The following is a 25,580-nucleotide window of genomic DNA, read 5'->3' on the forward strand; positions in this document are numbered from 1 at the left end:
CCTGCGCCGCCGCCTGCGGTGCCACCGCCGATGGCGGACCGGCTCTGCTTGAGTATCTTCGTCCTCGAAGGTTTCTATATCCGGCGCGTCGAGTTCATCGAGAATGCCGCTTCTGGCGTCCGGTACACCGGCTATTGCGTCGATAGGCCGAACTGCGCTCACAAGGGCTGCTGCCCCAGCAAGGCCAAACATTCCTGTCAAGAATGATCGCCGATCCATGGAAACCTCCAATCTTCTAGGCAGCGAGACAAGGTTCGCAATTGGAAGATAGCGCAGTGGATACAAAAACCAAAGTCAGCCCTATTAATGGTATTTAAAGAAGCTTAACGGGTCGGCTCCGCGAACATATGGTGGTCCCTCTGAATTCGAAGAGATGACTGCGTCAATTATTGCCGTGCCGCATTGCACAATCGCGCGGCGTGCGCAAAATACGGCATGATCCGAAAATCCCTCACCGTCCTGGTGATCGATGAAAACCACATCCGCGCCTCCATTATCGAGGCGGGATTGCGGGAGGCCGGGCATGAGCAGGTCACGGTCGTTCACGATGTTGCGGGAATAGCGCGGCGCATCGCCGAGATCGAGCCGGACGTAATCGTCATCGATCTCGAAAATCCGAACCGCGACATGCTTGAAAACATGTTCCAGCTTTCGCGCGTGGTGAAGCGGCCGATCGCCATGTTCGTCGACCGGTCGGATCAGGCTTCGATCGAGGCCGCGGTGGAAGCGGGGGTCTCCGCCTATGTCGTCGACGGGCTGCGCCAGGAGCGCGTCAAGCCGATCCTCGACATGGCGATCAGTCGCTTCAACGCCTTCTCGCGGATGGCGCGCGAGCTGGAAGAAGCCCGCAGTGAATTGGAGGACCGCAAGGTCATCGACCGCGCCAAGGGCATCCTGATGAGGTCGCGCGGCCTGTCGGAGGACGCAGCCTATGCGCTTCTGCGTAAGACCGCGATGAACCAGAACCGCAAAATCAGCGAAATCGCGCAGAGTCTGGTGACGGCCGCAGGCCTTCTGGATCCCGGAGAGAGTTGAGCATGGCGGCCGAACACCAGATCAATGCCGGTTTCATACCGCTGTTCGACAGCGCGGTTCTTGTTGCAGCGAGAGAGATCGGCTTTGCCGCGCGCGAAGGCGTCGATCTGACGCTCAGCCGCGAGACATCCTGGGCCAACATCCGCGACCGCATCGCGATCGGGCATTTCGATCTGGCGCATATGCTGGGACCGATGCCGATCGCCTGCAATCTGGGGCTCACCCCGCTCGCCTCCGACACGATCGTGCCGTTCTCGCTGGGACTGGGCGGCAACTGCGTGACGGTTTCGAACACGCTCTGGGCGGGCATGGTCGAGCACGGCGCCTTGCCCGACCTCGATCCGGCGCGAGCCGGCAAGGCCTTGGGAGCGCTGATCCGTGAGCGGGCAAATGCCGGTCGCGACCCGCTGCGCTTTGCGGTCGTGCATCCGCACTCGGGACACAATTACGAACTGCGCTACTGGCTCGCGGCCTGTGGCATCGATCCGTCGCGCGAAATAGAAATCGTCATCGTGCCGCCGCCCTTCATGGCCGACGCGCTCGCCGCCGGCAGGATCGACGGCTACTGCGTCGGCGAACCCTGGAACAGCGCCTCGGTCGTTGCCGGCACCGGCCATATCGTCACCGTCAAGGCGCTGCTGTGGCGCAACAGCCCGGAAAAGGTGGTCGGCGTGCGCAAGGCGTGGGCGGAGCAGAATCCGGATGCGCTGGCGGCGCTGCTGCGCGCGCTGCATCATTCGGCCCGCTGGTGCCAGGATCCGGCAAACCGCGGCGAACTGGCCGTCCTGATGGCGCAGCCTTCCGTTCTCGGTCTTTCGCCGGCGCTGCAGATGCCGATCCTGACCGGACATGTAGCGCTGGGCGGTGGCGCGGAACTGGCCGTTGAGGACTTCTTTCTTCCTTTCGGCAAGGCAGCGAATTTTCCATGGAAGAGCCACGCGCTGTGGTTCTATACGCAGATGGTGCGCTGGGGGCATGTCGCGCACACGCCGGAAAACCTCGCTATTGCCCGCGACTGCTACCGCCCCGATCTTTACCGGTCGGCGCTGAAGCCGCTCGGCGTCGCACTTCCCGGCGCCAATTCTAAGGTCGAGGGCGCGCTGGCGTCTGCCACACCCGTCGGCTCCGCCGGCGCCAGTCTGGTGCTCGGCCCCGATGGTTTCTTCGATGGCCAGATATTCGATCCCGACGAGATCGACGCCTACATTGCCGGGCAGAAATTGGCGCGCGCCGAAGCCTGATCATTTTCGCGCCATTCTTGTGCATTGCACAAAAATTATGCGTGCGCCTGCGCTAATGAACAATCTTTGGCTTGCTCGCCCAGCAGGCCAGCGCGCCGACGATTGCGGCATGCCGTTGATCTCATTGATGTTTGTCAGCCATTCCGAAACTGGCACGGTTCCTGCTTTGCAATAGGCAGACTCTTCTCGGGGTCACGGAATAGGCGTCCAATGGCGGGCGCTACAGGCAAAGCTGCCGCTCAGGTCAACACGCGATCCCGGATGGACGGACGCGCGCGGCCTGGCCGGCGGCTTTTTTTGTTTTGACCGAACACGCAATCGACGGCGCTGATCCCAAGCAGTGCCCAACGGGAGACGACGATGACGAAACGCATCAAAACCCAATCCGCCCTCAAGGGCGTCACCCGCCGCGATTTCCTGATGATGAGCGCGGCCACCGCGGCAACGCTGGCGGCGGCGCGCGCGCTGCTGCCGTCCGGCGCCTATGCGGCGACGGCAGCTCCGGAAGTCACCGGCGCCAAGCTCGGCTTTATCGCGCTGACCGATGCAGCGCCGCTGATGATCGCCAAGGAGAAGGGCCTGTTCGAAAAATTCGGCATGCCCGATGTCGAGGTGCTCAAGCAGGCCTCCTGGGGCGCGACGCGCGACAATCTGATGCTCGGCGGCGAAGCCAACGGCATCGACGGCGCCCATATCCTGACGCCGATGCCTTACCTGATGCACACCGGCAAGGTGACGCAGAACAACCAGCCGATGCCGATGGCGCTCGTGGCGCGGCTGAACTACGACTGCCAGGCCATTTCCGTCGCGCAGGAGTACGCCGGCACCGGCGTCGGCCTCGATGCCTCCAAGTTCAAGGACGCCTTCGCCGCCAAGAAGGCCGAAGGCAAGGAGGTGAAGGCCGCCATGACCTTCCCGGGCGGCACCCATGATCTCTGGTTGCGCTACTGGCTGGCTGCCGGCGGCATCGATCCCGACAAGGATGTCTCGACCATCGTCGTGCCGCCGCCGCAGATGGTCGCCAACATGAAGGTTGGCAATATGGACGTGTTCTGCGTCGGCGAGCCGTGGAACGAGCAGCTCGTCCACCAGGGCGTCGGCTTCACCGCGGCCACGACGGGCGAGTTGTGGAAGGGCCATCCGGAAAAGGCCCTCGGCCTGCGCGCCGCCTTCATCGACAAGAACCCGAACGCCACCAAGGCGATCCTGATGGCCGTCATGGAAGCCCAGCAATGGTGCGAAGCCATGGAAAACAAGGACGAGATGGCGGCCATCATCGGCAAGCGGCAATGGATGAACGTGCCGACCGCCGACATCATCGGTCGCCTCAAGGGCGACATCAATTACGGCAATGACCGCGTCGCCACCGGCACCGACCTCTATATGAAGTTCTGGAAGGGCGGTGTGTCCTATCCGTTCAAGAGCCACGACAGCTGGTTCCTCGCCGAAAACATCCGCTGGGGAAAATTCGCGGCGACCACCGACATCAAGGCGCTGGTCGATCAGGTCAACCGCGAAGATCTGTGGCGCGAGGCGGCCAAGGACCTCGGCGTCGCTGCGGCCGACATCCCGGCGTCTTCATCGCGCGGCGTGGAGACCTTCTTCGACGGCAAGATCTTCGATCCGGCCAACCCGTCCGCCTATCTCGACAGCCTCAAGATCAAGGCATCGGCCTGACGTCGACGGCAAGCGGCGCCGCTGGCGCCGCCTGTCACTCCACGTGCTCAAGGAGCTTTTGCGAAATGTCTATCCAAGCCATCGAGGACACTAAGGTGAAGGCGTTCCCCACGCCTGCCAAGCCCGCAGAGGTTATAGCTTTCACCGCCAAGGTGAGGCGCCGCTTCGATCCCGCCGCGATCGCTGGCAAACTGGCGAGCACGCTGGTGCCGCCGGCAGTCGTTATCGCCGTCATGCTGATCATCTGGCAGATCGCCTGCGCGTCGCCCAATGCCAGCTTGCCGCCACCGAGCCAGGTGTGGAACGAGGCCTACGATCTGATCGCCCATCCGTTCTTCGACTATGGTCCGCAGGATATCGGACTGGCCTGGCGAGTGCTGATCTCGCTGCAGCGCGTCGCCATCGGCTTCGGCCTGGCTGCAATCGTCGGCGTCGCGCTCGGCGCTCTAGTCGGCCAGTCGATCTGGGCGATGCGCGGCCTCGACCCTGTGTTCCAGATTCTGCGCACGGTGCCGCCGCTCGCTTGGCTGCCGCTGTCACTGGCTGCCTTCCGCGATTCCAGCCCGTCGGCGATCTTCGTCATCTTCATCACCTCGATCTGGCCGGTGATCATCAACACCGCCGTCGGCGTCCGCAACATTCCAGAGGATTACCGCAACGTCTCCCGAATCCTCAGGCTCAACCAGCTCGAATTCTTCGTGAAGATCATGGTGCCGGCCGCGGCACCTTACATCTTCACCGGCCTGCGCATCGGCATCGGCCTGTCCTGGCTTGCCATCGTCGCGGCCGAAATGCTGACAGGCGGCGTCGGTATCGGCTTCTTCATCTGGGATGCCTGGAATTCGTCGCGGCTGCCCGACATCATCGTCGCGCTCGCCTATATCGGCGTCACCGGTTTTTGCCTCGACCGCCTGGTCGCGGCGGTCGGCGCCTTCGTCACCCGCGGCACAACGGCAAAGTGAGGAGAGAGCGATGACGGCCTACCTGAAACTCGACCATATCGACAAATCCTTCGCCCGCGGTGGCCAGGTCAGCGAGGTGCTGAAGGACATTCGGCTGACCATAGACAAGGGCGAATTCGTCTCGATCATCGGCCATTCCGGCTGCGGCAAGTCGACCTTGCTCAACCTGATCGCCGGGTTGACGAGAGTGTCCGCCGGCGCGGTCCTGCTCGAAGACAAGGAGGTCGACAGCCCCGGTCCCGAGCGCGCCGTGGTGTTCCAGAACCACAGCCTGCTGCCGTGGCTCACCGTCTACGAAAACATCAACCTGGCGGTGTCGAAGGTGTTCGGCAGCACCAGGACCCGGGCCGAGCGCCATGACTGGATCATGCGCAATCTCGACCTCGTGCAGATGGCGCATGCCAGGGACAAGCGTCCGGCTGAGATTTCGGGCGGCATGAAGCAGCGCGTCGGCATCGCCCGCGCGCTGGCCATGGAGCCGAAGATCCTGCTGCTCGATGAGCCGTTCGGCGCGCTCGACGCGCTGACACGCGCCCATCTGCAGGACGCAGTGATGGATATCCATTCCCGGCTTGGCTCGACGACGATCATGATCACCCATGACGTCGACGAGGCGGTGCTGTTGTCCGACCGCATTGTCATGATGACCAACGGCCCGGCGGCAACCATCGGCGAGGTGCTTCCCGTGCCGCTCGCCCGGCCGCGCCGGCGCATCGAGCTTTCCTCCGACCGGACCTTCCTGCGCTGCCGCGAGGCGGTGCTGAAGTTCCTCTACGAACGCCACCGCTTCGTCGAAGCCGCGGAATAAGGCCATGACCGAAAAACGCGTCATCATCGACAATTGGCAATCTGCATCGGCAATGGGCATTCTATCGCATTGCACAAATATTATGCTGCTGCGCAAGGCATTCTGACTAATCTTTGATCCGATGCTGGGCTTGGTCAAAAATCGCTCGGCTGCGATTCACATTGATTTCATTCGGTAATCTAGAGCGCTGTCGAATTGGCACGCTTCCTGCTTTTTAGAATGTAGGTCCGCAAGGGCCAAGTGACACGGCGTCCAATGGCGGGCGCCACAGGCAAAGCTGCCGCTCAGGTCATACGCGATCCCGGATGGACGGACGCGCGAAGACCTGGCCGGCGGCTTTTTTGTTTTTACGCGATCGACGGCGCTGGTCCCAAGCGGCGCCCAACCGGAGACGACGATGACGAAACGGATCGGAACTGGCGCGTCCCTCGCGGACTTCACGCGCCGCGATTTTCTGGCCAGCAGCGCGCTGACGGCGGCGCTGTTCACCGCCGCGCTCCTGCTGTTTCCCGTCGGCGCCAAGACGGAAAGCAAAGACCCGACCGTGGCGAACCCGGTCTCGTTGCACGCGCCGATGCCGCGCCGCTGATCATTCACCCACAAACATCCGCGGTGCCTCCCACGCCGCAAACCGGAGCCAGACATTGACTGCAAATCTCCCAGCCGCGCCCAGCCAGGACAGTGCTCCCCAGCAGGCGCTTGTGATGTCCACCATCGCCTTCACCGTCTGCTTCGCGGTGTGGACGATCTTTTCAATCATCGGCGTGCGTATAAAGCAGGACCTTGGGTTGAACGAGACGGAGTTCGGCCTGCTGGTCGGCACGCCGATCCTCACCGGTTCGCTCGTGCGCATGGTGCTCGGTGTCTGGACCGACCGTTTTGGCGGACGGCTGGTATACACCGCGACCATGCTTGCGGCGGCGGTCGCTACCTTCCTGCTCGCTTTTGCGCACACCTACGGACAGATGCTGGTCGCCGCGCTAGGCGTTGGGCTCGCCGGCGGTTCCTTCGCCGTCGGTGTCGCCTATGTCTCGCGTTTCTTTCCGGCCGGCAGGCAGGGCACGGCGCTTGGCATTTTCGGTGTCGGCAATGTCGGCGCCGCAGTCACCAAGTTCCTGGCACCGTTCGTGCTTCTCTCCTGGGGCTGGCAGTCGGTCGCGCTAATCTGGGCGGCAGCACTCGTCGTCATGGCCGCCGTCTTCTGGTTCACGACCGGCGACGATCCGGTCATCCGCGAGCGCCGTGCCTGCAAGGCAGCGCCCGCGAGAAGCTTCTTGCAGGAATTCGCGCCGCTCAAGAATCTGCAGGTCTGGCGCTTCGCCTTCTATTATTTCTTCGCCTTCGGTGCATTCGTCGCGCTGTCGCTGTGGCTGCCCCGCTACCTGATCGGCGTCTACGGCTTCGGGCTTGCGACCGCCGGCATGATCGGCGCGGCCTATTCAATTCCGGCAAGTATTTTCCGCGCCTATGGTGGCGTGCTTTCCGACCGGATCGGCGCCCGCACCGTGCTCTACTGGACCTTCGCTGTCAGTGCTGTCGCGACTCTCGTTCTGTCTCTCCCCTCGGCAGACTACGTCGTGCACGGCATCAGCGGGCCGATCGCCTTCCATTTCGAGATCGGCCCGCTCGCCTTCATAGCCGTTGCCTGCGTGCTCGGCTTCTTCATGAGCCTTGGCAAGGCCGCCGTCTACAAGCACATCCCGGCTTACTACCCGCAGAGTGTCGGCGCGGTCGGCGGCGTTGTCGGCATGATTGGCGGGCTCGGCGGCTTTATCTTGCCAATCGCCTTCGGCGCACTCAACGACCTCACCGGCGTCTGGTCGAGCTGCTTCATGCTGCTCTTCGTCATCGTCGCCACCTGCTTTGCCTGGATGCATTTTTCCATCCGGCGGATGGAGCGCACGGCGTCTGCCGAAGCTTCAGGCCTTTCCTACGCGGCTGAGTGAGACCGGAGTGGATCAGGATATGACCGAAAAACTCGTCATCATCGGCAACGGCATGGCCCCCGGGCGGATGCTGGAGCACCTGCTGGAAAAGGCGCCTGGGCGCTACCAGGTCACCATCTTCAACGCCGAGCCGCGCGTGAACTACGACCGCATCATGCTGTCGCCGGTTCTGTCCGGCGAAAAGGCCTATGAGGAGATCATCATCCATGGCGACGGCTGGTACATCAAGCACGGCATCACCCTCTACAAGGGCCACAAGATCGTTGCCATCGACCGGCAGGCAAAGACAGTCACCTCCGATCATGGCGTGACCGAGTCCTACGACAAGCTGGTCATCGCCACCGGCTCGGTACCGTTCATCATCCCGGTGCCGGGCCACGATCTGCCGGGCGTGCTCACCTATCGCGATCTGGACGACGTCCGGGCCATGATGCTTGCCGCCCAGTCGCGGGCCAAGGCTGTGGTCATTGGCGGCGGCCTGCTCGGGCTGGAGGCCGCGGCCGGCCTCAACGCGCAAGGCATGGACGTCACCGTGCTGCACGTCATGCCGACGCTGATGGAGCGCCAGCTCGATCCCGCCGCCGGCTATCTCCTGCAGCGCGCGGTTGAAGAACGCGGCATCAAGGTCATCACCAAGGCCAACACCCAGGCGATCACGGGCAACGGCAAGGTCGAGCAGGTGGAACTTGCCGACGGAACCATCATCCCGGCGACGCTGGTGGTGATGGCGGTCGGCATCCGGCCGAACGCCGCAATCGCCAAGGAAGCCGGCATTGCCGTCAATCGCGGCATCGTCGTCGATGCCGGCATGCGCAGCAACGATCCAGACATCTATGCGCTCGGCGAATGCGCCGAGGTCAACGGACAGGTCTACGGGCTGGTCGCGCCGCTCTACGAGATGGCGCGCGTAACTGCCAGCCAACTCGCCGGCGACGAGGCTGCTGCCTTCATCCATTCGGACACGCCGATCAAGCTCAAGGTCACCGGCATCGAGCTGTTCTCGCTCGGCGATTTCGCCGAGGGTGAGGACCGCCAGGAGATCGTGCTGCGCGACGCCGCCGCCGGCGTCTACAAGCGGCTGGTGCTCAGGGATGATCGCATCATCGGCACCGTGCTCTACGGTGAGACGGCCGACGGCGCCTGGTTCAACGACCTCAAGAAGAAGCAGACCGACATATCGGAAATGCGTGACACGCTTATCTTCGGCCAGTCATACCAGGGAGGCGCCTCCCTGGACCCTATGGCGGCCGTTGCAGCCTTGCCGGATGATGCGGAAATCTGCGGCTGCAACGGCGTTTGCAAGGGAAAGATCACCGGCGCGATCACGGCAAAGGGCCTGACCTCGCTCGACGAGGTGCGTGCCCACACCAAGGCGTCCGCTTCCTGCGGCTCCTGCACCGGGCTGGTCGAAAAGCTGATGGTGTTGACCATCGGCGACAAGTACAATCCGGCGGCTGTGCAGCCGATGTGCGGCTGCACCACGCTCGGCCACGACGAAGTCCGCCGGCTGATCAAGGCCAAGGGCCTGAAGACAATCCCCGCCGTCATGCAGGAGCTGGAATGGACCACTTCCTGCGGCTGCGCCAAATGCCGGCCGGCGCTCAACTACTATCTGGTCTGCGACTGGCCGGACGAGTATGCCGACGACTACCAGTCGCGCTTCATCAACGAGCGCGTCCACGCCAACATCCAGAAGGACGGCACCTATTCGGTGGTGCCGCGCATGTGGGGCGGCGTCACCAATGCCGCCGAACTGCGCGCCATCGCCGACGTCGTCGACAAGTTCGAGATCCCGATGGTCAAGGTCACCGGCGGACAGCGCATCGACATGCTCGGCATCCGCAAGGAAGACCTGCCCGCGGTGTGGGCCGATCTCGGCCAGGCTGGCTTCGTCTCCGGCCACGCCTATGCCAAAGGGTTGCGCACGGTAAAGACCTGCGTTGGTTCGGACTGGTGCCGCTTCGGTACGCAGGATTCGACGGGGTTCGGTGTCCGTATTGAAAAATTCATGTGGGGCTCGTGGACGCCCGCCAAGGTCAAGATGGCGGTCTCGGGCTGCCCGAGGAACTGCGCGGAAGCAACGTGCAAGGATGTCGGCGTGATCTGCGTCGATTCAGGCTACGAGATCCATTTCGCCGGTGCCGCCGGCCTCGACATCAAGGGCACAGAGGTGCTCGGCCTGGTCAAGACCGAGGACGAGGCGCTGGAGCATATCGTGGCGCTGACGCAGATGTATCGCGAGCAGGGCCGCTATCTCGAGCGCATCTACAAATGGGCCAAGCGCATCGGCATCGCCGAGATCAAGCGCCAGATCATGGACGATGGCGAGAAGCGCAAGGCCTATTTCGACCGCTTCGTCTTTTCGCAGAAATTCGCGCAGGTCGATCCGTGGTCGGAACGCGTCTCCGGCAAGGACAAGCACGAGTTCCGGCCGATGGCTTCGGTCGGCTTCGCGCAGGCGGCGGAGTGATCATGATGAACTGGATATCAATCGGCTCGATATCAGACATTCCGCGCCGCGGCGCGCGCTGCGTCGCCACGCCTCAAGGTAAGGTCGCGGTCTTCCGCACGGCAGAGGACCAGGTCTTCGCCATCGAAGATCATTGCCCGCACAAGGGCGGGCCGCTCAGCCAAGGCATCGTCCATGGCGCGGCGGTGACCTGTCCCTTGCACAATTGGGTGATTTCGCTGGAGACCGGCAAGGCGCTCGGCGCCGACGAAGGTGCGGTGCGCACCATTCCGGTGCGGATCGACGGCGAGCGTCTGTTCATTGCGCTAGAAGCGCTGGCCAGTCGCGCGGCCTGAGCATGAAGATCGACGAAGCGCGCGAGGTGAGGACCACCTGCCCCTATTGCGGGGTAGGCTGCGGCGTGCTGGCGAAGGTCGCTGCGGACGGTGAGGTGATCGTCCGCGGCGACCCCGACCATCCGGCCAATTTCGGCCGGCTCTGTTCCAAGGGTTCGGCGCTGGCCGAGACGATCGACCTCGACGGCAGGCTGCTCTATCCGGAGATCCACGGTCGCCGCACCGGTTGGGACGAAGCGCTCGACCTCGTCGCGTCGACCTTCTCGCACACCATTGCCGAGCACGGCCCCGATTCGGTCGCCTTCTACGTTTCCGGCCAGTTGTTGACCGAAGACTATTATGTCGCCAACAAGCTGATGAAAGGCTTCATCGGCTCGGCCAATATCGACACCAACTCGCGCCTGTGCATGGCCTCGTCGGTTGCCGGCCACCGCCGCGCCTTCGGCTCCGACACGGTGCCGGGCAGCTACGAGGATCTGGAGCTTGCCGACCTGATCGTGCTGGTCGGCTCCAATCTCGCCTGGTGCCATCCGGTGCTCTACCAGCGCATCGCCGCCGCCCGGGAAAAACGGCCCGAGATGAAAGTGGTGCTGATCGACCCGCGCCGCACCATGACATCGGATCTCGCCGACATGCATCTGGCGATCGCGCCGGATGGCGACGTCGCGCTGTTCACAGGGCTGCTCGCCTATCTCGGCCAGCATAACGCGCTGGACCGCACCTATATCACGGCGCACACGACCGGCTTCGGGCAAGCCCTTTTCGCCGCCTCGGCGCTCGACCTTGCCGGTGTCGCCGCTGCCACGGGCCTGAGCGAGGACGAGCTTGGCCGCTTCTACAGCCTGTTTGCCGCGACTGACAAGACGGTGACCGTCTACAGCCAGGGCGTGAACCAGTCGTCCTCGGGCACCGACAAGGTCAACGCCATTATCAACTGCCATCTCGCCACCGGCCGCATCGGCAAGCCCGGCGCCGGGCCGTTTTCGGTGACCGGTCAGCCCAACGCCATGGGCGGTCGCGAGGTTGGCGGCATGGCCAACATGCTGGCTGCCCATATGGAGATCGAAAACCCCGAACATCGCGACCGCGTGCAGCGCTTCTGGGACGCGCCGACTGTGGCCGAAAAACCCGGCTTGAAGGCAGTCGAGATGTTTCAGGCTGTGGCCGACGGGCGCATCAAGGCGCTGTGGATCATGGCGACCAACCCGGTCGATTCGATGCCGGATGCCGATGCCGTCGAGGCGGCGATCAAGGCTTGCCCGTTTGTCGTGGTATCGGATGTGCTGGCCAAGACCGACACGGTCCGCCACGCCCATGTCCGCCTGCCCGCCGCAGCATGGGGCGAGAAGGACGGCACCGTCACCAATTCTGAGCGCCGCATCTCGCGCCAGCGCGCCTTTTTGGCCACGCCCGGCGAGGCAAGAGCCGACTGGTGGATCGTCGCCGAGGCGGGCAGGCGGATGGGTTTTGGCGAAGCGTTTTCGCATGCGTCGCCGGCCGATATCTTCGCCGAGCACGCCGCGCTGTCGGCGTTCGAGAATGACGGCGCGCGCGATTTTGATATAGGCGCGTACGCCGGGACCGATAGAGAAGACTACAACGTGCTGGTGCCTTTCCAGTGGCCAGCGCCGAGCCCAGGCACCCCCCTCTGGCCTGCCGGCCATCTGCCCCTCAAGGGGGGAGATCAGCCTGCTGCTCGGCTTTCGCCAGTCTCCAAGGTTGATGAGTGGGCGCAGCCGGCAAAACCGCCAATCTCCCCCCTTGAGGGGGAGATGGCCGGCAGGCCAGAGGGGGGTGTTCAAGCTGGACGTAGCTCACCCAGCACCCGCTTCTTCGCCAATGGCGGCTACTACACACCCGACCGCAAAGCGAAGTTCATCGCCGTCCGCCCGACAGCGCAAACCCGCACCAGCCCGGAGTATCCGCTGATCCTCAACACCGGCCGCGTCCGCGACCACTGGCACACGATGACGCGGACCGGCAAAAGCCAGCGCCTGTCCCAGCACATGGCCGAGCCCTTCGTCGAAATCCACCCGGCGGATGCGCAGCACTTCGGCATCGGCGATGCCGACATCGTGCGCGTCTCGACTGTGCATGGCGAGGTGCTGGTTCGCGCGCTGGTGACAGCGCGGCAGCGGCCAGGCTCGGTCTTCGTGCCGATGCACTGGACGGACCAGTTCTCAGCGCGCGCTCGCGTCGATACGCTGGTGGCGCCCATCACCGATGCTATTTCAGGCCAGCCGGCCTCGAAGAATGTTGCTGCCCGCGTGGAACGCTTCGCTGCTGCCGCCTTCGGCTTCGCCGTGTTTGCCGAACGGCCGGCCTCAATCGACGCTGATTATTGGAGCCTCGCCCGCTGCGCCGCCGGCTGGCGCCTCGAGCTTGCGCTGGAAGCCGGCCGGGACTGGCCGGCTTTCGCAGGCTCGCTTTTCGGGACGGACGCGCAAGGCGAGACGCTCGCCTACCATGACGTCACCGGCGGGAACTATCGCTTTGCCCGCTTCGCCGGCAGCCGGCTGGCTGGCGCGCTCTATCTTGCGCCCAAGCCGGTCGCGGTGTCGCGCAGCTGGGCGGTGGAGCAGTTGAGCGCGGACCATGCCGATCGGCGCGGGCGGCTGGCGATCGTCGCCGGGCGGCCGGGCGGTAATCGCGCCGACCGGGGCGCCATCGTATGCTCCTGCTTCGGAGTTGGCGCCAATCAGATCGCGGAAGCGGTGCGCGGCGGCTGCAGCAGCGTCGAAGCGATCGGCGCCACACTGAATGCCGGCACCAATTGCGGCTCCTGCCGCGCCGAGATCAGGACCATCATCGAGGCGCGACGCCTTCAAGCGGCGGAGTGAGCGCGTCGAGAAACTCTGTCGCGCCGGGCCTCGACGCTTACCAGCAATTTACAAACCATGGGCTACCAACGTCCTCATTCGATTCGTTCCGAACAGGACCCTTATGAGCAAAGCCCTCACTTCATTCGTACTGGTCACCATATTGACGGCTTTGCTGATGGCGCTCAGCCTGGCAGTGGCCCAGCATGGCTATCCCTATGGTGCGATCGGCGCAAAACGCCTGGACGACGTCGCCGATGCCGGGACGTTTATCCCGCTTGCATCGGTCTATTTCTTCAGCGCGCTGCTGATGATGATCCTGCCGATCAGGGCCGCCAGCGTCATCCTGACGAACGCCGCGGATGCGATCTTCTGGACAGTCGTCGTGTTGTTCGCAGCCATCATTGGCTGCCTCGCCGCCAGATGGGCTTTCGATCGAAGCAATATCCTGCCTGCGCTGCTGAACTGGCGCTTTCTGTTTGTCGCAGCAGTCGTCGGCTGCCATCTCTTCATGAACGAGCTGCGCCGCAACATCCTGCTGAGAAGTCTGTTCTTTGTCGTCTTCGCCGCAGCGACGCTGGCCTGCCTGTTCTGGTCGTTCACCATCTGAGAAACCCGCAGGCGTTGGATTTAACGGCTCAGTTCTTGTCGACCGGCTTCGAACGCATCCGCGACACCGTCTCGCGTTCGGCCCGCTTCGAACGCATCGGCGGCAGGCCGCGGTCGATCAGATCCATGTCTTCCAGCACCATGTCGCCCATGCGCTTGAAGGCGATGTCGAGCGCGCCGGCCCGGTGGGCGGAGCGCAGGAAGCCGGGCAGCGTGCGCACGGGATGATCCTGCGCCAGCGGCTCTTCCGGAAACACGTCGCTGGCGGCGACGATATGACCGCTGCGAACGGCCTCCATCAGCGCCGGAAAATCGACCACGCCGGCACGGCTGAGCAGGACGAAAGCGGCTCCCTTGCGCATTCTGGCAAAGGCCTCAGCGCCGAGAAAACCCTGATTTTCGCTGGTCGCCGAAGCGACGACGAAAACGAAATCGCTCTCCGACAAAACCGTGTCGAGCGACGTCGGCTCGGCGCCGTTCTCTATCAGGATCGACGGCGGCAGCCACGGATCGAAAACCTTGGTCCGCGTGCGAAAGCCCGACAGCAACCGGTTGAGCGCACGGCCGAGATCGCCGAAGCCGATGATGCCGACATCCGCGCCGGAAAGAAGTCGCGCCGTCCGGTTGCCGTCGCCGCCCCAAAGTTCCTTGCCCTGCCGGAAGGCGAGATCGGCGTCGACGATGTCGCGGGCGAGGTTGAGCGCCATGGCAAGGCCGAGCTCGGCAACGGGTTCGGCGAACACCAGGCCGGTGGTGACGACATGGATGCCGCGCGTAAACAGCGTCTCATACGGCATGTTGTTGATGAGGTTGCTTTCGACATTGAAGACGCAGCGCAGCGCCGTCATTCTTTCCAGCGTCTCCGGCGCGATCGGCGGCTGGCCGACAATGTAGCGCGCCTCGGCGAGCACGTCGGCCGGCAGGGCCGCGACGCCTTCGGGCGACGTTTCGACGATACGGTATTTGGCACGGAATCTCGCCAGTGCCTCGGGTGTGAAAATCAGGTCGAGCGTGCGTGGCTCGGGCGCGCTGATCACCAGCGGCAACGCGCTGTCGGACATGGCAGTTCCTCCCGGCGCGATCCGCGTCGCACCACACTAGAATCAAATTTTGCCGCCGCGACACCTAAGCAGGCTTGCGGGGCTTCGCCATGCTTCGCCTGCATAGGTTTTTGTTTGTCGCAGGTTTTTATCGGAAAACCGTGGGACACTTTTCCGAAACCTGCTTAGCACATGCCTGTCGAGGAGGAGAACTTTGCGCCGGCGGCCTTGCGGTGTGGCGGCCGGTGGTCCAGATAGACGGCAATCGAAGGACGACAAGGAAGATAGCGACATGATCCCGATTCGTAAGAACCTCATCGATGGCGAGTGGGTTGGCGATGCCGGCTCCCGCAACATCAATCCGTCCAATCTCGACGACGTGGTCGGCGAATATGCGTCGGGCGACGCCGAGCAGGCCCGGCAGGCCATCGCGGCGGCGAAAGCGGCATTTCCGGCATGGTCGCGATCGGGCCTGCTGGCACGCCACGCAGTGCTGAGGAAGGCGTCGGATGAGATCACCGCGCGCAAAGATGAAATCGGCCGGGCATTGGCGCGCGAGGAAGGCAAGACGCTGGTCGAGGGCATTGGCGAGACCGTGCGCGCCGCCCAGATCTTCGATTTCTTTGCTGGTGAGGCGCTGCGCCTGTCGGGCGAGCTGGTTCCAAGCGTGCGGCCCGGCGTCGGTGTCGAGATCACGCGGGAGGCGGTCGGCGTCGTCGGCATCATCACGCCATGGAATTTCCCGATCGCCATCCCGGCGTGGAAAATCGCTCCTGCCCTGGCCTATGGCAACACCATCGTCTTCAAACCGGCCGATCTGGTTCCGGAGAGTGCCTGGACCATTGTCGACATCCTGCATCGCGCCGGCCTGCCGAAGGGCGTGCTCAATCTCGTCATGGGCAAGGGTTCGGTGGTCGGCCAGGCCATGCTCGACAGCCCTGACCTCAATGCCATCACCTTCACCGGCTCGGTCGGCACCGGCAAGCGCGTCGCTGCCGCCAGCGTCGAGCACATGCGCAAGTTCCAGCTCGAAATGGGTGGCAAGAACCCGCTTGTCGTGCTCGACGATGCAGATCTTGCCGTCGCCGTCGACTGCGCGATCAATGGCGCATACTTCTCGACCGGCCAGCGCTGCACGGCATCGTCCCGCCTGGTCGTGACGGACGGCATCCATGACCGCTTCGTCGACGCGATGAAAGATCGCCTGGCCAAGCTGGTCGTCGGCGACGCTCTCGATGCGAAAACCCAGATCGGACCGGTGGTCGACCAGAGCCAGTTGAAACAGGACGAAGACTATATCGCCATCGGCCGCCAGGAAGGCGCCGATCTGGCCTTCGGCGGCGAGCGGCTCGATCGCGAAACCCGGGGCTTCTACCTGCAACCGGCGCTGTTTACGCAAGCCACCAACGCCATGCGCATTTCACGCGAGGAGATCTTCGGACCGGTCGCCAACGTCATCCGCGTCAAGGACTATGACGAGGCGCTGGCGGTGGCCAATGACACGCCGTTCGGGCTGACGTCGGGCATCTGCACGTCGAGCCTCAAGCACGCCACACATTTCAAGCGCAATTCGGAGGCCGGCATGGTGATGGTCAATCTGCCGACGGCGGGCGTCGACTTCCATGTGCCTTTCGGCGGGCGCAAGGGATCGAGCTACGGTCCGCGCGAGCAAGGCCGCTATGCGGCGGAGTTCTACACTACGGTGAAGACCGCTTATACGTTCGCCGGCTAATAAAGCCGGCAGAGCGGGTGCACGGGCGAGCATGCCCGTGCCCACGTTGCAACGGCGCTGATGCCTGGGCTAATGCTTGCAGATGGGCAGGTTTCGTCGGCTAAAGCTCTTGCAAAAGGCGGTTCATTCCGCCGCGCTGCCCTTTCTTCGCGTTCCGCCGCTGTTATGGTCTAAGGGCATCGGGCAGTTTTGCGATTTTGCCGGTCCACGCTGGTATCGATACGCACCGACCGAATCGGCACAGACGGAGGCCTTCTTCCGCAAGCACTATAGCGGTGCATATGGCGTGGTCTGGCTACGCCTGAGCACCCGGGCCAGGGAATTGCGTGTCTGCGATCTCGACACTTTCGTGGAAGTGGCCCTGCCGACCATCAAGGCGCCGTTCGCGCTGGTGACAACGGATGGCGATGCGTCGGTGCCGTCAAATCTCGCGAAAAATACCGTCGATCGGCTTCTCGCCAATCCTTTCCTGGTGTCCTGGTACAGCCAGAACTGCGTCGGCGATCACCCCAAGCTCAAACCTTTCCCGATCGGGCTCGATCTTCACACCATGCGTGGCTTTACCACGCCCGGACAGCTTGCGAGGCTTCTCGAAACCATTCGCCTTCGGCAGGACGCGCCGGACCGTCGCCCGCTCAGAATATTCTGTGATCTCAACTTGAGCAGGGGTCCCAGGGAGCGACGGGATCTGGTCGATGCCCTGAAGGGGTGCCCGCATGTTGATTTTCTTGACAGGCGGCTATCGCAGCACTCGATCTGGGAGCGCTATTCACAGTACCCGCTGGTCGTTTCGACGGCTGGAAGCGGCCTCGACTGCCACAGGACGTGGGAACTGCTGTATCTAGGCTGCATCGTGGTGACCAGGACGTCGCCGCTCGATCCTCTCTATGAAGGGCTGCCCGTCATCATAGTCGACGATTGGCGGCAGGTTCGGGACCCCGAAATGATGCGACAATGGGTCGGCCAGGTCGCGCATCTGACCGATCGCGATTACGTCTGGCAAAGGCTGCGGCCGTGAGCCTATCTGGAACCGATCCGGCAGGAGCTCGAACAGCGTCGATCGGCCTTAATCACCACGGAACGTGGAGTATCTCAAGCTTGGGGAGACCGACGGGCCTGATGCCCAGATCGTTGGCGAGGGCGCCAAAGCCTTCGGTTTCGATGAGATCGCGGTAGGGAATTTCCGGGAATCGAAGACCGCCACGATGCAAGGCGGCGTCGACAAGAAGCATGGTTCCGCCGACCCCATCGAGACCGATGCTTTCGAGATGCCGAACATCGCTAAGGTGAAGGCGGCCCATGGAATCGGCAGGCGGCTGGTATAGGCCGCCACGTATTTCACGATAGTAGCGATAATTCTTTTCCGGCTGGGTGGTGACGAAACTGTTGAGGTCGAAGCTGTCGCCGCCGGCGATCTTCACGCAGTTGGGAACCGCGATCCGATGCCCGCTTCCGATCAGCCGATTCACGACATCGCTAGGAAATCGCCACACATCGATGTCGATCCACAGCGCCCAATCGTCGTCCGCATCCAGCCCATGATCGATCAGGTGGTTGCGCACCTTGGCAATGGCGCCCCGTCTCTCGCGCTGCTGTCGCGGTTTCGTTCGCTTCGCCCGATCGAGGCGCGTGCCCAGACGCTTTTGCAGCAGGACGACGCCACGATAGCTGCCGGCAAGCGGCGCCACTGCCACCTGCAATCTTTCCCAGCTTCCGTCCGAACTGTCGCCCTCGCAGAAGACCAGCTTGATCCTGTCCTTGGGGTAGTCGAGCGCCTGCAGCGCATCGAGGAACGGCTGGATATGGTCGGCGGCATCGCGCAACGGCACCAGAATGGCGAGATTCGAGCCTGACGGCGGCGATGCCGAAAGCGCCGCCTGGCTGACGCTCGCTTTCGCCGCGGCCTCGTCCAGATGTGCGCCGCGTGTCAGATGGTGCCACAGCCGGTAGGCGTGGTTGCGGACTTTGTCGCGCCGCCGCGTTGCCGGCCGCGCCGTCCACCATGTGCCCGCCCAGTGATGGATCGACAGCGTCAGCGCTCTGCTGCCGGCTGGCATATCCGTGCGCCCGGCCGAGTCCACCGGCGTGAACAAGGAGGAGCCGTGTATGGCGAAGGCCGCCTGGTCGCCATAGCCGAGCTGCGCGGAGGTCAGCACACAGGGGCCGGTCGCGTCGAGCGCTTCCTTGGCATGGACCAGGCCCGGCAACAGGGACAAGACCTGCAGCCAGAAGGGATGCCGGGGCGGGCTCGCCATCGTGCCGTTGAACAGCAAATAGGGCAGGCCGCGAAACTTTGCCTGGACGAGCGCGTGCGTATCCGGTTCCTTACAGAGCACGATCCGGTCCTCGCTCATGATCGGATCGAAAGCGGCGACGCATTCGCAGTCGATGTCGGCGTAGACGCCGCCAAAATGGTACAGGAGCAGATAGCGTGCCGCATCGGCGCGCAGCACACCATGTGCATAGCTGCAAAAAGCCGGCAGGAAATCCGGATAGTGCTCGGCGATGAAATCGAGCAGCCTCCGGTCGCTCCAGAACATCGTCGTCCAGCGGGGATGGTGCCGTTTCCAGCTTTCGACATATCCCTGGAAGCGGGCAGGGATGCTGTCGGTCTTCCACGTCTGGTGCAGGATGGGCGGGATCATCGGCGGCTCATCGATCGGTGATTTGGAAAAAGCGTGGGTGTCATGTGCCGGCATCGTCCAGCCCAAGGCCGCCGCGGACGGCATTGCGGATGGCTTCAGGGCCGAACCTGGACCATGCCGCTTCATGCGCGCGAGCGCGCTGGCTCGCCATGCGCCTGCGGTCCAGACAAAGCTCGATGGCCATGTCGGCAAGTCTTTCATCCGAATCCGATAGAAGCACCTCTTCATTGTCGACCAGGTCCAGGCCCTCGACCGCCAGCGGCGTCGCAATCACCGGAATGCCCCAGGCCATTGCTTCGAGAGCCTTGATGCGCGTGCCGCCGCCTGCCGAAAGCGGGATGATGCTGAGATGCGCGCGCGACAGCAGTGGCCCCATATCGTCCGGATTTTCGACGAGGTCCACGCCTTGCAGTCCGGTCAGAGCTTTCACGGCCGGCTTGGGATATCGGCCGGCGAGAACCAGGCTTGCGGTCGGCAGTCTTTGCCGGATGCGCGGCAGGATGGTGGCGGCCAGCCGCTCGGCGGCATCGATGTTTGGCTTGTATCCGAGATGCCCGACAAACAGGATCATCGGAAAGCCCCCGTCGGTCGCGGCCTCGACCGGCAGGTCGACGGGGCTGTCTTCGAAACGAGGGATGCCGTTCGGCACGATGTCGATCGGCACCTTGCGCGAGGAAAGTGCCGCTAGTCTTTCGTGGTCCTGCCTCGAGCAGACCCAGGCTCTGTCGACGATGGCGAGCGCCTTTCTTTCGAGGCGCCTGACGCCAAAGGCGGCGGCGACGGCAGGCATCGATCTTGCATCGTCGGCGCGATGCAACTGTCCCGCCAGGTCCGACTCGACATTGTGCATGTCGAGAATGAGCTGCCCGGCCAATGGCCGCAAGGGCCGCAGCAGTTTGAACAGCCCAATGCCCTCGACCACGATGCTGTCGGGGGAGAATTCGCGAACGATAGCCTCGAGACGCGCCAGCGCGGAGCGAGGAATTCGGTTCTCGGCACGGATCCTCCACCAGCCGATCGAAGCCGTGCGGGCTTCCCCCTCGATGGTCAAGGCAGCCGTTTGAATGCGGCGATCGGCCGGTTTCGACGGATCGGCCTGCGGCCGGACCGAGACAAGGCAGACTGGCCCGAATTCTGCTGCGGCCACGGCGTTGCAATGGTTCCTGAGATCCGCGCCCGAGGCAGGAGGGAAGGCCGGATCGTAGGACAGCACCAGCGTGCGCCGCTCTTTGCCGTGGTCGGGGGTGGTAAACCTTGCATCCGGACTACGTTTTTCAGTCATTGCTCCGAAGTGGATACGGGCGCTGTACTGCAATGCCTTCCAGCTCCGGCCGGATGCTTTGTGGGCGCGAACGGCCCGCATCATGCCCGCCGCGTCGGCGTATCTTTTGTGCTTGATGAGCTGCCGTGAAATCCGCTGCGCGATCCAGGACTTTCGCCATTGAAGGGCCTCCCGCTCGACGCCCGATCCAGCCAGCCGGTCCAGTTCGAGCGCAATGGCAAGAAACGTCCTGCGCGGCGCAAGAATGAAACGCTGCGCCATTCTCGTTTCGTCGTGATGGTAGAGCAGCACTGGAGCCGAGACGATCGCCACATCGAAGCGTGCGAGCAGCGCCACCCAGTAGCATGTGTCTTCGTCGAGGCCGATCGCTTCCGGAAAGCGGATCGTGGCCGTCGCCGATGTCGCGACCAGCGCGCTTCCCATGGCGATCGGCCAGAGCTCGTTGAGAAGATATCGCCTGGTGTTTTGGGCTCTGTCGCTGGTGTATCCGTGCGGGGTCTTGAGCTTGTCCGGCCGCCCGTTCGTGCGACGGATGCTGGCCCCGATCGACAGGCCAGCTTCGGGATTGCGCAGGAGCGCGTCATATAAAAGCGACAGGCCTCCCTCCATCAACTCGTCATCCGCATCGAGGAAGAATATGGATTTGCCCCTGGCCCGCGCAATTCCGACGTTGCGCGCAGCACCGGCGCTGCCGAGGTCGACGCTGACGACCTCCAGCGGCAATCCGTATCGTTGCGCGCTTGCGATCGCGGCAGACGCGGTCTGATCGTCGGAACCGTCATCGACCAGAAGGATCTCGCCGATCAGATCTCTGTCTGAGATCAGGCCGCGCAGCGTCGCATCGATCGTCGCGGCAGCATTCCTTGCCGGAATGACGACCGTGACGTCCAATCGCGTTTCCTCTGATTTACTCACTGCCGCTCGAAAAAACCGCGGTTTCGCACACGATCATAATAATGCTTGAGCAGCGAGACCGGGCGCAACGAAAGACTGGCGAGGTTCTCGACCAACTGCGGTTCGACATCGAACGGCGACTGGTTCTCCAACCAGCTATAGGAGGATCCGTCCTTCAGCACCGAGGGACTGCCGACCACGTAACCGCCAAGCGCCTTGGCATGGCCGACCCGGCGCATGCCGAAATGCAGGCTGGATGACACCGTCGGTTCACGTGTCCTCAGATAGACGTGGAAGCCGTTGGGCGACCTTGCGACCGGTGTGCGGTTTGCAATTTCACCATGGATGCCGAACCAGCCGCGATATGCGGCGGCGTTGTCGAAATCCAGGATCAGCAGGTTGGAAAATCCTCCCAATATGCCGACATTTCCGGCGAAGTCTCGAAACCAGCGCTCGATGTCTCCGCCGGTCGGTGGTTTCTGCGACAGCTGGAACGCAATGGAACAGAAGGCGAGTTCCTTCAGATCCTTGCGCCGGGTCTGCAAATGCAGCGGATCATACCCCATGGCCTCGAGGTCGAGATGCTTGCCGCCGGCACGAAGCGGCAGGCATATGTAGCCCTGCGCCAGCAGCCGGACCGCATAGTCGGTTTCTATTTTAGGCAACATCCAGAAATGTTCCGCCCCCGTGCCATTCCATTTCAATCTTCTTTAGCCGAATAGCACTTTCGTCAAGCGTTCGATGCGGCGCGGTCGCCTGGCGCCTGCCAGGTTGCGAGCGATCCCTGTTGAATCACCCGACATGGTGGCCGGCCTGGGCAGCTGCGGCGGGCTGCGACAGCCAGCCGCCGCTGAACCCGGCCTTGCTCAGGCCGCGACGGATATGCGGGCTCGACCGCATCAGGTCCCAGATCAGGCGCGAGCGGTGGTTTTCGATCATCAGCACGGCGATACCCTGGTCCAGTCCGTAATGCGCATCCGATATCCAGCCGCTCGGCCCGAACTTCCGCCGGTTCGCCAGCGTCGGGTTGAAGCCGCTCGGCATCCTGAAGCCGTCGATCACCTCAGGATGGCGTTCTCTGAGATGGCGCAGCGCCGGCAGGCAGATTTCCGGCGCGAAGGGCAGCGATGCCAGATACGACCACGGCGCTATCGTTCCGTCGTCGGGGCCGAACGGCGCGCCGCGCGCCGCATAGCCGGAAAATTTGCGCGGTCGCCGCTCGATCCGCGCACGAAAGTTGCCGGGTCCATCACCCGCCGAAAGGCCCCAAAGTCCTTCGCCGTAGCCGTCATAGCCGAAGGGATTGCGCTGCGCATAATCGCGGTGAAGATAGGTGGCGCGGCGGCTGTTTTCGAAATAGTCCGAGTTCTTCTCCCGCATGAACGCGTCGCGGATGCCGTCGAAGTCGATCCATGCATGCGAGAACTGGTGCATGAACAGCGGGCCGCCATAGAGCACATCGTAGCCGTAGATATTTCCCCACTGATATGTCGCCGTCCAGCCGGCATAGCTGTCGTCCGAGGCTGGCTTGTCGGGAGCGGCCATTGCCAGAACGTAGAGCACCGTCGCTTCGTTATAGCCTTCCCAGCCATAACGCAGAAAGCCGCTCTTCGGCTTCCAGCCCTGCCGCAAGGTCGAATTGCTGCCTTGCGCCCATCGCCAGTCGACGCGCCGGTAGAGGGCTTCCCCCAATTCGCGGATTTCGGTTTCTTCGTCATTGTCGCCCGTGAAATAGGCGCCGGCCACGAGCAAGCCGGCCATCAAAAGCGCCGTGTCCACCATCGACAATTCGCATCGCCAGGCGCGCAGGCCGGTCCGCATGTCGAGGAAATGGTAATAAAAACCCTTGTGGCCGGTGACGCCGTCGCCATTGCCTTGCCGGCTGTTCCAGAAGAAACGCAGTGCGGCAAGCGTCAGCTTGGCTGCTGCGTCTCGTGTCATCCAGCCGCGCTCGACCCCGACCGGATAGCAGGACAGGGCGAAGCCGACGACCGCGATGCTTGCCGGCCAATTTGGCCGCGACGTGTCGGCGACCAGTCCGTTCTCCGGGTTCACGGTTTCCAGGAAATAACCGAAGGCCGCGTGCTGGAAGCGGTCGAGCAGATCTTCATCGGACAGTGGAGGTTCGACCCTAAGCAAACGACGTGAACTCCAGTCGGCCGGCGGCAGATCGCGCCTGACGTGCTTCAATAGGTGGCCCGACCGCCGGAGACGTCGAAGACGGCAGCCGTCGTGAAGGAGCATTCCTCGGAAGCGATCCATGAGATCAGTGCCGCCACCTCCTCGACCTCGCCAAACCGCGCCATCGGTATCTTCGACAGCATGAAGTCGATGTGCTGCTGGCTCATCTGCTGGAAAATCGCGGTGCGCACGGCCGCCGGCGTGACGCAGTTCACCGTCACCTTGGTCTTGGCCAGTTCCTTGCCGAGCGACTTGGTCAGGCCGATCACCGCAGCCTTCGAGGTGCTGTAGGCCGACGCGTTGGGATTTCCCTCCTTGCCGGCGATCGAGGCGATGTTGACGATCCTGCCGTAATTGCGCTCGAGCATATGCGGAACCAGCGCCTTGTTGCAGAAGAAGACGCCGTTGATGTTGATGTCGATGACCCGGCGCCAGTCCTCCACCGAATAGTCCCAGGTCGTCATGTTCGGTCCGGTGATGGCGGCGCTGGTGACCAGGATATCGACCGCGCCAAGGGCATCGATCGTCCGCCGGGCGGCCTGTTCGACCGCCGCGGGATCGGCGACGTCGACAGTCACGCCATGCAAATCGGCAATGACAGCCTTGGCCTGCTCGATCTGGGTGGGGTCGCGATCCCAGACACAAACGCGTCCGCCCTCTCCAACGATTCTTTGCGCGACAGCCAGGCCGATGCCTGAGGCGCCACCGGTGATCACGGCCGATCGTCCGGAAAACCGTCCCGCAAAACTCATCGTCATGTGCTCATCCTCCCAATCGGCGGCAAATGTGAAGTCAGCGACGGAGAAGTTCAAGCCGGAGTCTGGAGCCTCCGAACAGGTTCGTGGTGGGCCAGGAGCAGGCGGTTGAGAAGCCCCTCCTGGCCGCTACTCTCCCACGCGCGCAGTTCAGACGTTCTTGATCGACTTCCAATGGCTCAGCCGCTCTGCGATCAACTCCACGCGCCGCTGATTGTCACGCCCGTCCAGGATGCTTAAGTCCTCGGGATCGGCGCGCAGATAGACACCGGAGGTGCGCGCGTTCAGTTTTGGCGGTGTGTCGGCTCGTGTGGTGAAGTACCCGGACGCGCGATCGGCGGACTCCAGCCGGATCTCTCCTGTCCCGTACAACTGCGACGCGTTCGCGTCCAAGGGTCGTTCTCCATTCCAAAAGTAGAAGATGCCGGGAGGCTCCTTTCTCTCCTTTACCGCTTCGCTCCAGTATCTGGCTGACAGACTGCCATTCTCTTGCCATGAGCGACCGGTCAGCTCCAGCGCGCCATCGCGGTCTCGCGAGATACGCAAGAGGCTCACGGCGGACGGCTCCTTTACGGTCCGTTCCGACAGGGAAAATTGCCACCAAAGGCCCTCTATCCGGGCGACACGACTTTCATTCTCGATCGCATTCCGAAGCTTTTGGTTGATCGCCCTCATCTCCGCGCCGGTCGTCGCCTCGCCATACCTTACGGAGGTGAGACCGAGGAGATCGCTTGGAAGCTTGGAGCCATTGGCATGGAGGATGAACGTCCGGCGCATTCCAAGGACTCCGCCGAAAAGGCCGGCCTCGAAAACCACATTGTCTCGTGGAGAAGCTTGAGCGGATGCCGTCGCAGACGATGCCGGCTGGCTCACACTGGTCCAATCGTCTTGAGCGAACACGAAAGCGGCGAAGTCGACTTCACGTGTAAGCTCGAGGAGGCGCCCCAGGGTGGTTGTCCCAGGATTGAAGGACGTCGTCCAGGGTTCCACATGCGCGATGTCTTCAAGACCGCGTGTCAGCGCCTGCAGCAATTTCTTCTGCTTCCCCGACGAGCCCAGGAAGATTCGAGGTTTGTCCATCCGTTTGCTCCAACCCAGCAGATCGGGGGACCAGCGTCTGCCAATTATCCTGCGGTCATTGGTCTGATT

Annotated in this window: 20 protein-coding genes; 13 read left to right on the top strand and 7 right to left on the bottom strand. The window is 63.1% G+C overall.

Annotated features, from left to right (window positions below):
* Positions 1-435: 435 nt before the first annotated feature.
* The 11 genes from EOC94_RS09230 (at position 436) to EOC94_RS09280 (ending at position 13,903) form a co-directional block, all read left to right on the top strand.
* A complete protein-coding gene (locus tag EOC94_RS09230; protein WP_095484340.1) occupies positions 436-1,035 on the top strand; it encodes an ANTAR domain-containing response regulator in 600 nt (199 codons plus the stop codon).
* A gap of 2 nt (positions 1,036-1,037) precedes the next feature.
* A complete protein-coding gene (locus tag EOC94_RS09235; RefSeq protein WP_185928197.1) occupies positions 1,038-2,276 on the top strand; it encodes a CmpA/NrtA family ABC transporter substrate-binding protein in 1,239 nt (412 codons plus the stop codon).
* Positions 2,277-2,636: 360 nt separating this feature from the next.
* Positions 2,637-3,953: a CmpA/NrtA family ABC transporter substrate-binding protein gene (locus tag EOC94_RS09240; RefSeq protein ID WP_127289975.1), complete on the top strand. Its 1,317-nt coding sequence runs from the start codon at positions 2,637-2,639 to the stop codon at positions 3,951-3,953.
* A 65-nt stretch (positions 3,954-4,018) separates the two neighbouring features.
* Positions 4,019-4,915 (top strand): nitrate ABC transporter permease, encoded by an 897-nt coding sequence (gene ntrB / locus EOC94_RS09245; protein ID WP_127289977.1) that lies wholly within the window; start codon positions 4,019-4,021, stop codon positions 4,913-4,915.
* A gap of 10 nt (positions 4,916-4,925) precedes the next feature.
* Positions 4,926-5,723: an ABC transporter ATP-binding protein gene (locus EOC94_RS09250; RefSeq protein ID WP_095484335.1), complete on the top strand. Its 798-nt coding sequence runs from the start codon at positions 4,926-4,928 to the stop codon at positions 5,721-5,723.
* Positions 5,724-6,120: 397 nt separating this feature from the next.
* Positions 6,121-6,312: a hypothetical protein gene (locus tag EOC94_RS09255; protein ID WP_095484334.1), complete on the top strand. Its 192-nt coding sequence runs from the start codon at positions 6,121-6,123 to the stop codon at positions 6,310-6,312.
* A gap of 55 nt (positions 6,313-6,367) precedes the next feature.
* Positions 6,368-7,669 carry a nitrate/nitrite transporter gene (locus EOC94_RS09260; protein WP_127289979.1) on the top strand — a complete coding sequence of 434 codons (1,302 nt, stop codon included), beginning with the start codon at positions 6,368-6,370 and terminating at the stop codon, positions 7,667-7,669.
* A gap of 19 nt (positions 7,670-7,688) precedes the next feature.
* Positions 7,689-10,139, top strand: a complete 2,451-nt coding sequence (nirB, locus tag EOC94_RS09265) for a nitrite reductase large subunit NirB (RefSeq protein ID WP_127289981.1) — start codon at positions 7,689-7,691, stop codon at positions 10,137-10,139.
* A gap of 5 nt (positions 10,140-10,144) precedes the next feature.
* Positions 10,145-10,474 (top strand): nitrite reductase small subunit NirD, encoded by a 330-nt coding sequence (nirD, locus tag EOC94_RS09270; protein ID WP_127289983.1) that lies wholly within the window; start codon positions 10,145-10,147, stop codon positions 10,472-10,474.
* Positions 10,475-10,476: 2 nt separating this feature from the next.
* Positions 10,477-13,314 (top strand): nitrate reductase, encoded by a 2,838-nt coding sequence (locus EOC94_RS09275; RefSeq protein WP_127289985.1) that lies wholly within the window; start codon positions 10,477-10,479, stop codon positions 13,312-13,314.
* Between the two features lie 103 nt (positions 13,315-13,417).
* Positions 13,418-13,903 carry a hypothetical protein gene (locus EOC94_RS09280; protein WP_127289987.1) on the top strand — a complete coding sequence of 162 codons (486 nt, stop codon included), beginning with the start codon at positions 13,418-13,420 and terminating at the stop codon, positions 13,901-13,903.
* 28 nt (positions 13,904-13,931) lie between these two features.
* Here the strand turns inward: EOC94_RS09280 and EOC94_RS09285 are convergent, their stop codons facing one another.
* Positions 13,932-14,963: a hydroxyacid dehydrogenase gene (locus EOC94_RS09285; protein ID WP_127289989.1), complete on the bottom strand. Its 1,032-nt coding sequence runs from the start codon at positions 14,961-14,963 to the stop codon at positions 13,932-13,934.
* A gap of 274 nt (positions 14,964-15,237) precedes the next feature.
* Between EOC94_RS09285 and EOC94_RS09290 the strand changes: the two genes are divergently transcribed.
* Both EOC94_RS09290 and EOC94_RS09295 read left to right on the top strand, forming a co-directional pair.
* Positions 15,238-16,674: an aldehyde dehydrogenase family protein gene (locus tag EOC94_RS09290; protein ID WP_185928209.1), complete on the top strand. Its 1,437-nt coding sequence runs from the start codon at positions 15,238-15,240 to the stop codon at positions 16,672-16,674.
* A gap of 109 nt (positions 16,675-16,783) precedes the next feature.
* Positions 16,784-17,692 carry a hypothetical protein gene (locus tag EOC94_RS09295; protein WP_245465530.1) on the top strand — a complete coding sequence of 303 codons (909 nt, stop codon included), beginning with the start codon at positions 16,784-16,786 and terminating at the stop codon, positions 17,690-17,692.
* A 52-nt stretch (positions 17,693-17,744) separates the two neighbouring features.
* Here the strand turns inward: EOC94_RS09295 and EOC94_RS09300 are convergent, their stop codons facing one another.
* The 6 genes from EOC94_RS09300 to EOC94_RS09325 form a co-directional block, all read right to left on the bottom strand.
* A complete protein-coding gene (locus tag EOC94_RS09300) occupies positions 17,745-19,319 on the bottom strand; it encodes a glycosyltransferase (RefSeq protein WP_127289995.1) in 1,575 nt (524 codons plus the stop codon).
* A gap of 40 nt (positions 19,320-19,359) precedes the next feature.
* Positions 19,360-21,492: a glycosyltransferase gene (locus tag EOC94_RS09305; protein ID WP_245465531.1), complete on the bottom strand. Its 2,133-nt coding sequence runs from the start codon at positions 21,490-21,492 to the stop codon at positions 19,360-19,362.
* A 20-nt stretch (positions 21,493-21,512) separates the two neighbouring features.
* Complete coding sequence (locus tag EOC94_RS09310) at positions 21,513-22,163, bottom strand: bifunctional DNA primase/polymerase (protein ID WP_127289999.1); 651 nt, start codon at positions 22,161-22,163, stop codon at positions 21,513-21,515.
* Positions 22,164-22,287: 124 nt separating this feature from the next.
* Positions 22,288-23,634, bottom strand: a complete 1,347-nt coding sequence (locus EOC94_RS09315) for a glucoamylase family protein (RefSeq protein ID WP_127290001.1) — start codon at positions 23,632-23,634, stop codon at positions 22,288-22,290.
* A 47-nt stretch (positions 23,635-23,681) separates the two neighbouring features.
* Positions 23,682-24,434 (bottom strand): SDR family NAD(P)-dependent oxidoreductase, encoded by a 753-nt coding sequence (locus EOC94_RS09320; protein WP_127290003.1) that lies wholly within the window; start codon positions 24,432-24,434, stop codon positions 23,682-23,684.
* A 147-nt stretch (positions 24,435-24,581) separates the two neighbouring features.
* A complete protein-coding gene (locus EOC94_RS09325) occupies positions 24,582-25,511 on the bottom strand; it encodes a TIR domain-containing protein (protein ID WP_127290005.1) in 930 nt (309 codons plus the stop codon).
* Positions 25,512-25,580: the final 69 nt, after the last annotated feature.

Origin of the sequence: Mesorhizobium sp. M6A.T.Ce.TU.016.01.1.1 (assembly GCF_003997065.1) — a bacterium.
Taxonomy (GTDB): domain Bacteria; phylum Pseudomonadota; class Alphaproteobacteria; order Rhizobiales; family Rhizobiaceae; genus Mesorhizobium; species Mesorhizobium mediterraneum.

Bases quoted from the DNA above. Each gene is read 5' to 3' on its own strand.
- EOC94_RS09280 (WP_127289987.1), top strand. From the start codon at position 13,418: ATGAGCAAAGCCCTCACTTCATTCGTACTGGTCACCATATTGACGGCT.
- EOC94_RS09235 (WP_185928197.1), top strand. From the start codon at position 1,038: ATGGCGGCCGAACACCAGATCAATGCCGGTTTCATACCGCTGTTCGAC.
- EOC94_RS09230 (WP_095484340.1), top strand. From the start codon at position 436: ATGATCCGAAAATCCCTCACCGTCCTGGTGATCGATGAAAACCACATC.
- EOC94_RS09320 (WP_127290003.1), bottom strand. From the start codon at position 24,434: ATGACGATGAGTTTTGCGGGACGGTTTTCCGGACGATCGGCCGTGATC.
- EOC94_RS09240 (WP_127289975.1), top strand. From the start codon at position 2,637: ATGACGAAACGCATCAAAACCCAATCCGCCCTCAAGGGCGTCACCCGC.
- nirB (WP_127289981.1), top strand. From the start codon at position 7,689: ATGACCGAAAAACTCGTCATCATCGGCAACGGCATGGCCCCCGGGCGG.
- EOC94_RS09310 (WP_127289999.1), bottom strand. From the start codon at position 22,163: ATGTTGCCTAAAATAGAAACCGACTATGCGGTCCGGCTGCTGGCGCAG.
- EOC94_RS09255 (WP_095484334.1), top strand. From the start codon at position 6,121: ATGACGAAACGGATCGGAACTGGCGCGTCCCTCGCGGACTTCACGCGC.
- EOC94_RS09285 (WP_127289989.1), bottom strand. From the start codon at position 14,963: ATGTCCGACAGCGCGTTGCCGCTGGTGATCAGCGCGCCCGAGCCACGC.
- EOC94_RS09250 (WP_095484335.1), top strand. From the start codon at position 4,926: ATGACGGCCTACCTGAAACTCGACCATATCGACAAATCCTTCGCCCGC.
- EOC94_RS09325 (WP_127290005.1), bottom strand. From the start codon at position 25,511: ATGGACAAACCTCGAATCTTCCTGGGCTCGTCGGGGAAGCAGAAGAAA.
- nirD (WP_127289983.1), top strand. From the start codon at position 10,145: ATGAACTGGATATCAATCGGCTCGATATCAGACATTCCGCGCCGCGGC.
- EOC94_RS09275 (WP_127289985.1), top strand. From the start codon at position 10,477: ATGAAGATCGACGAAGCGCGCGAGGTGAGGACCACCTGCCCCTATTGC.
- ntrB (WP_127289977.1), top strand. From the start codon at position 4,019: ATGTCTATCCAAGCCATCGAGGACACTAAGGTGAAGGCGTTCCCCACG.
- EOC94_RS09300 (WP_127289995.1), bottom strand. From the start codon at position 19,319: ATGATCCCGCCCATCCTGCACCAGACGTGGAAGACCGACAGCATCCCT.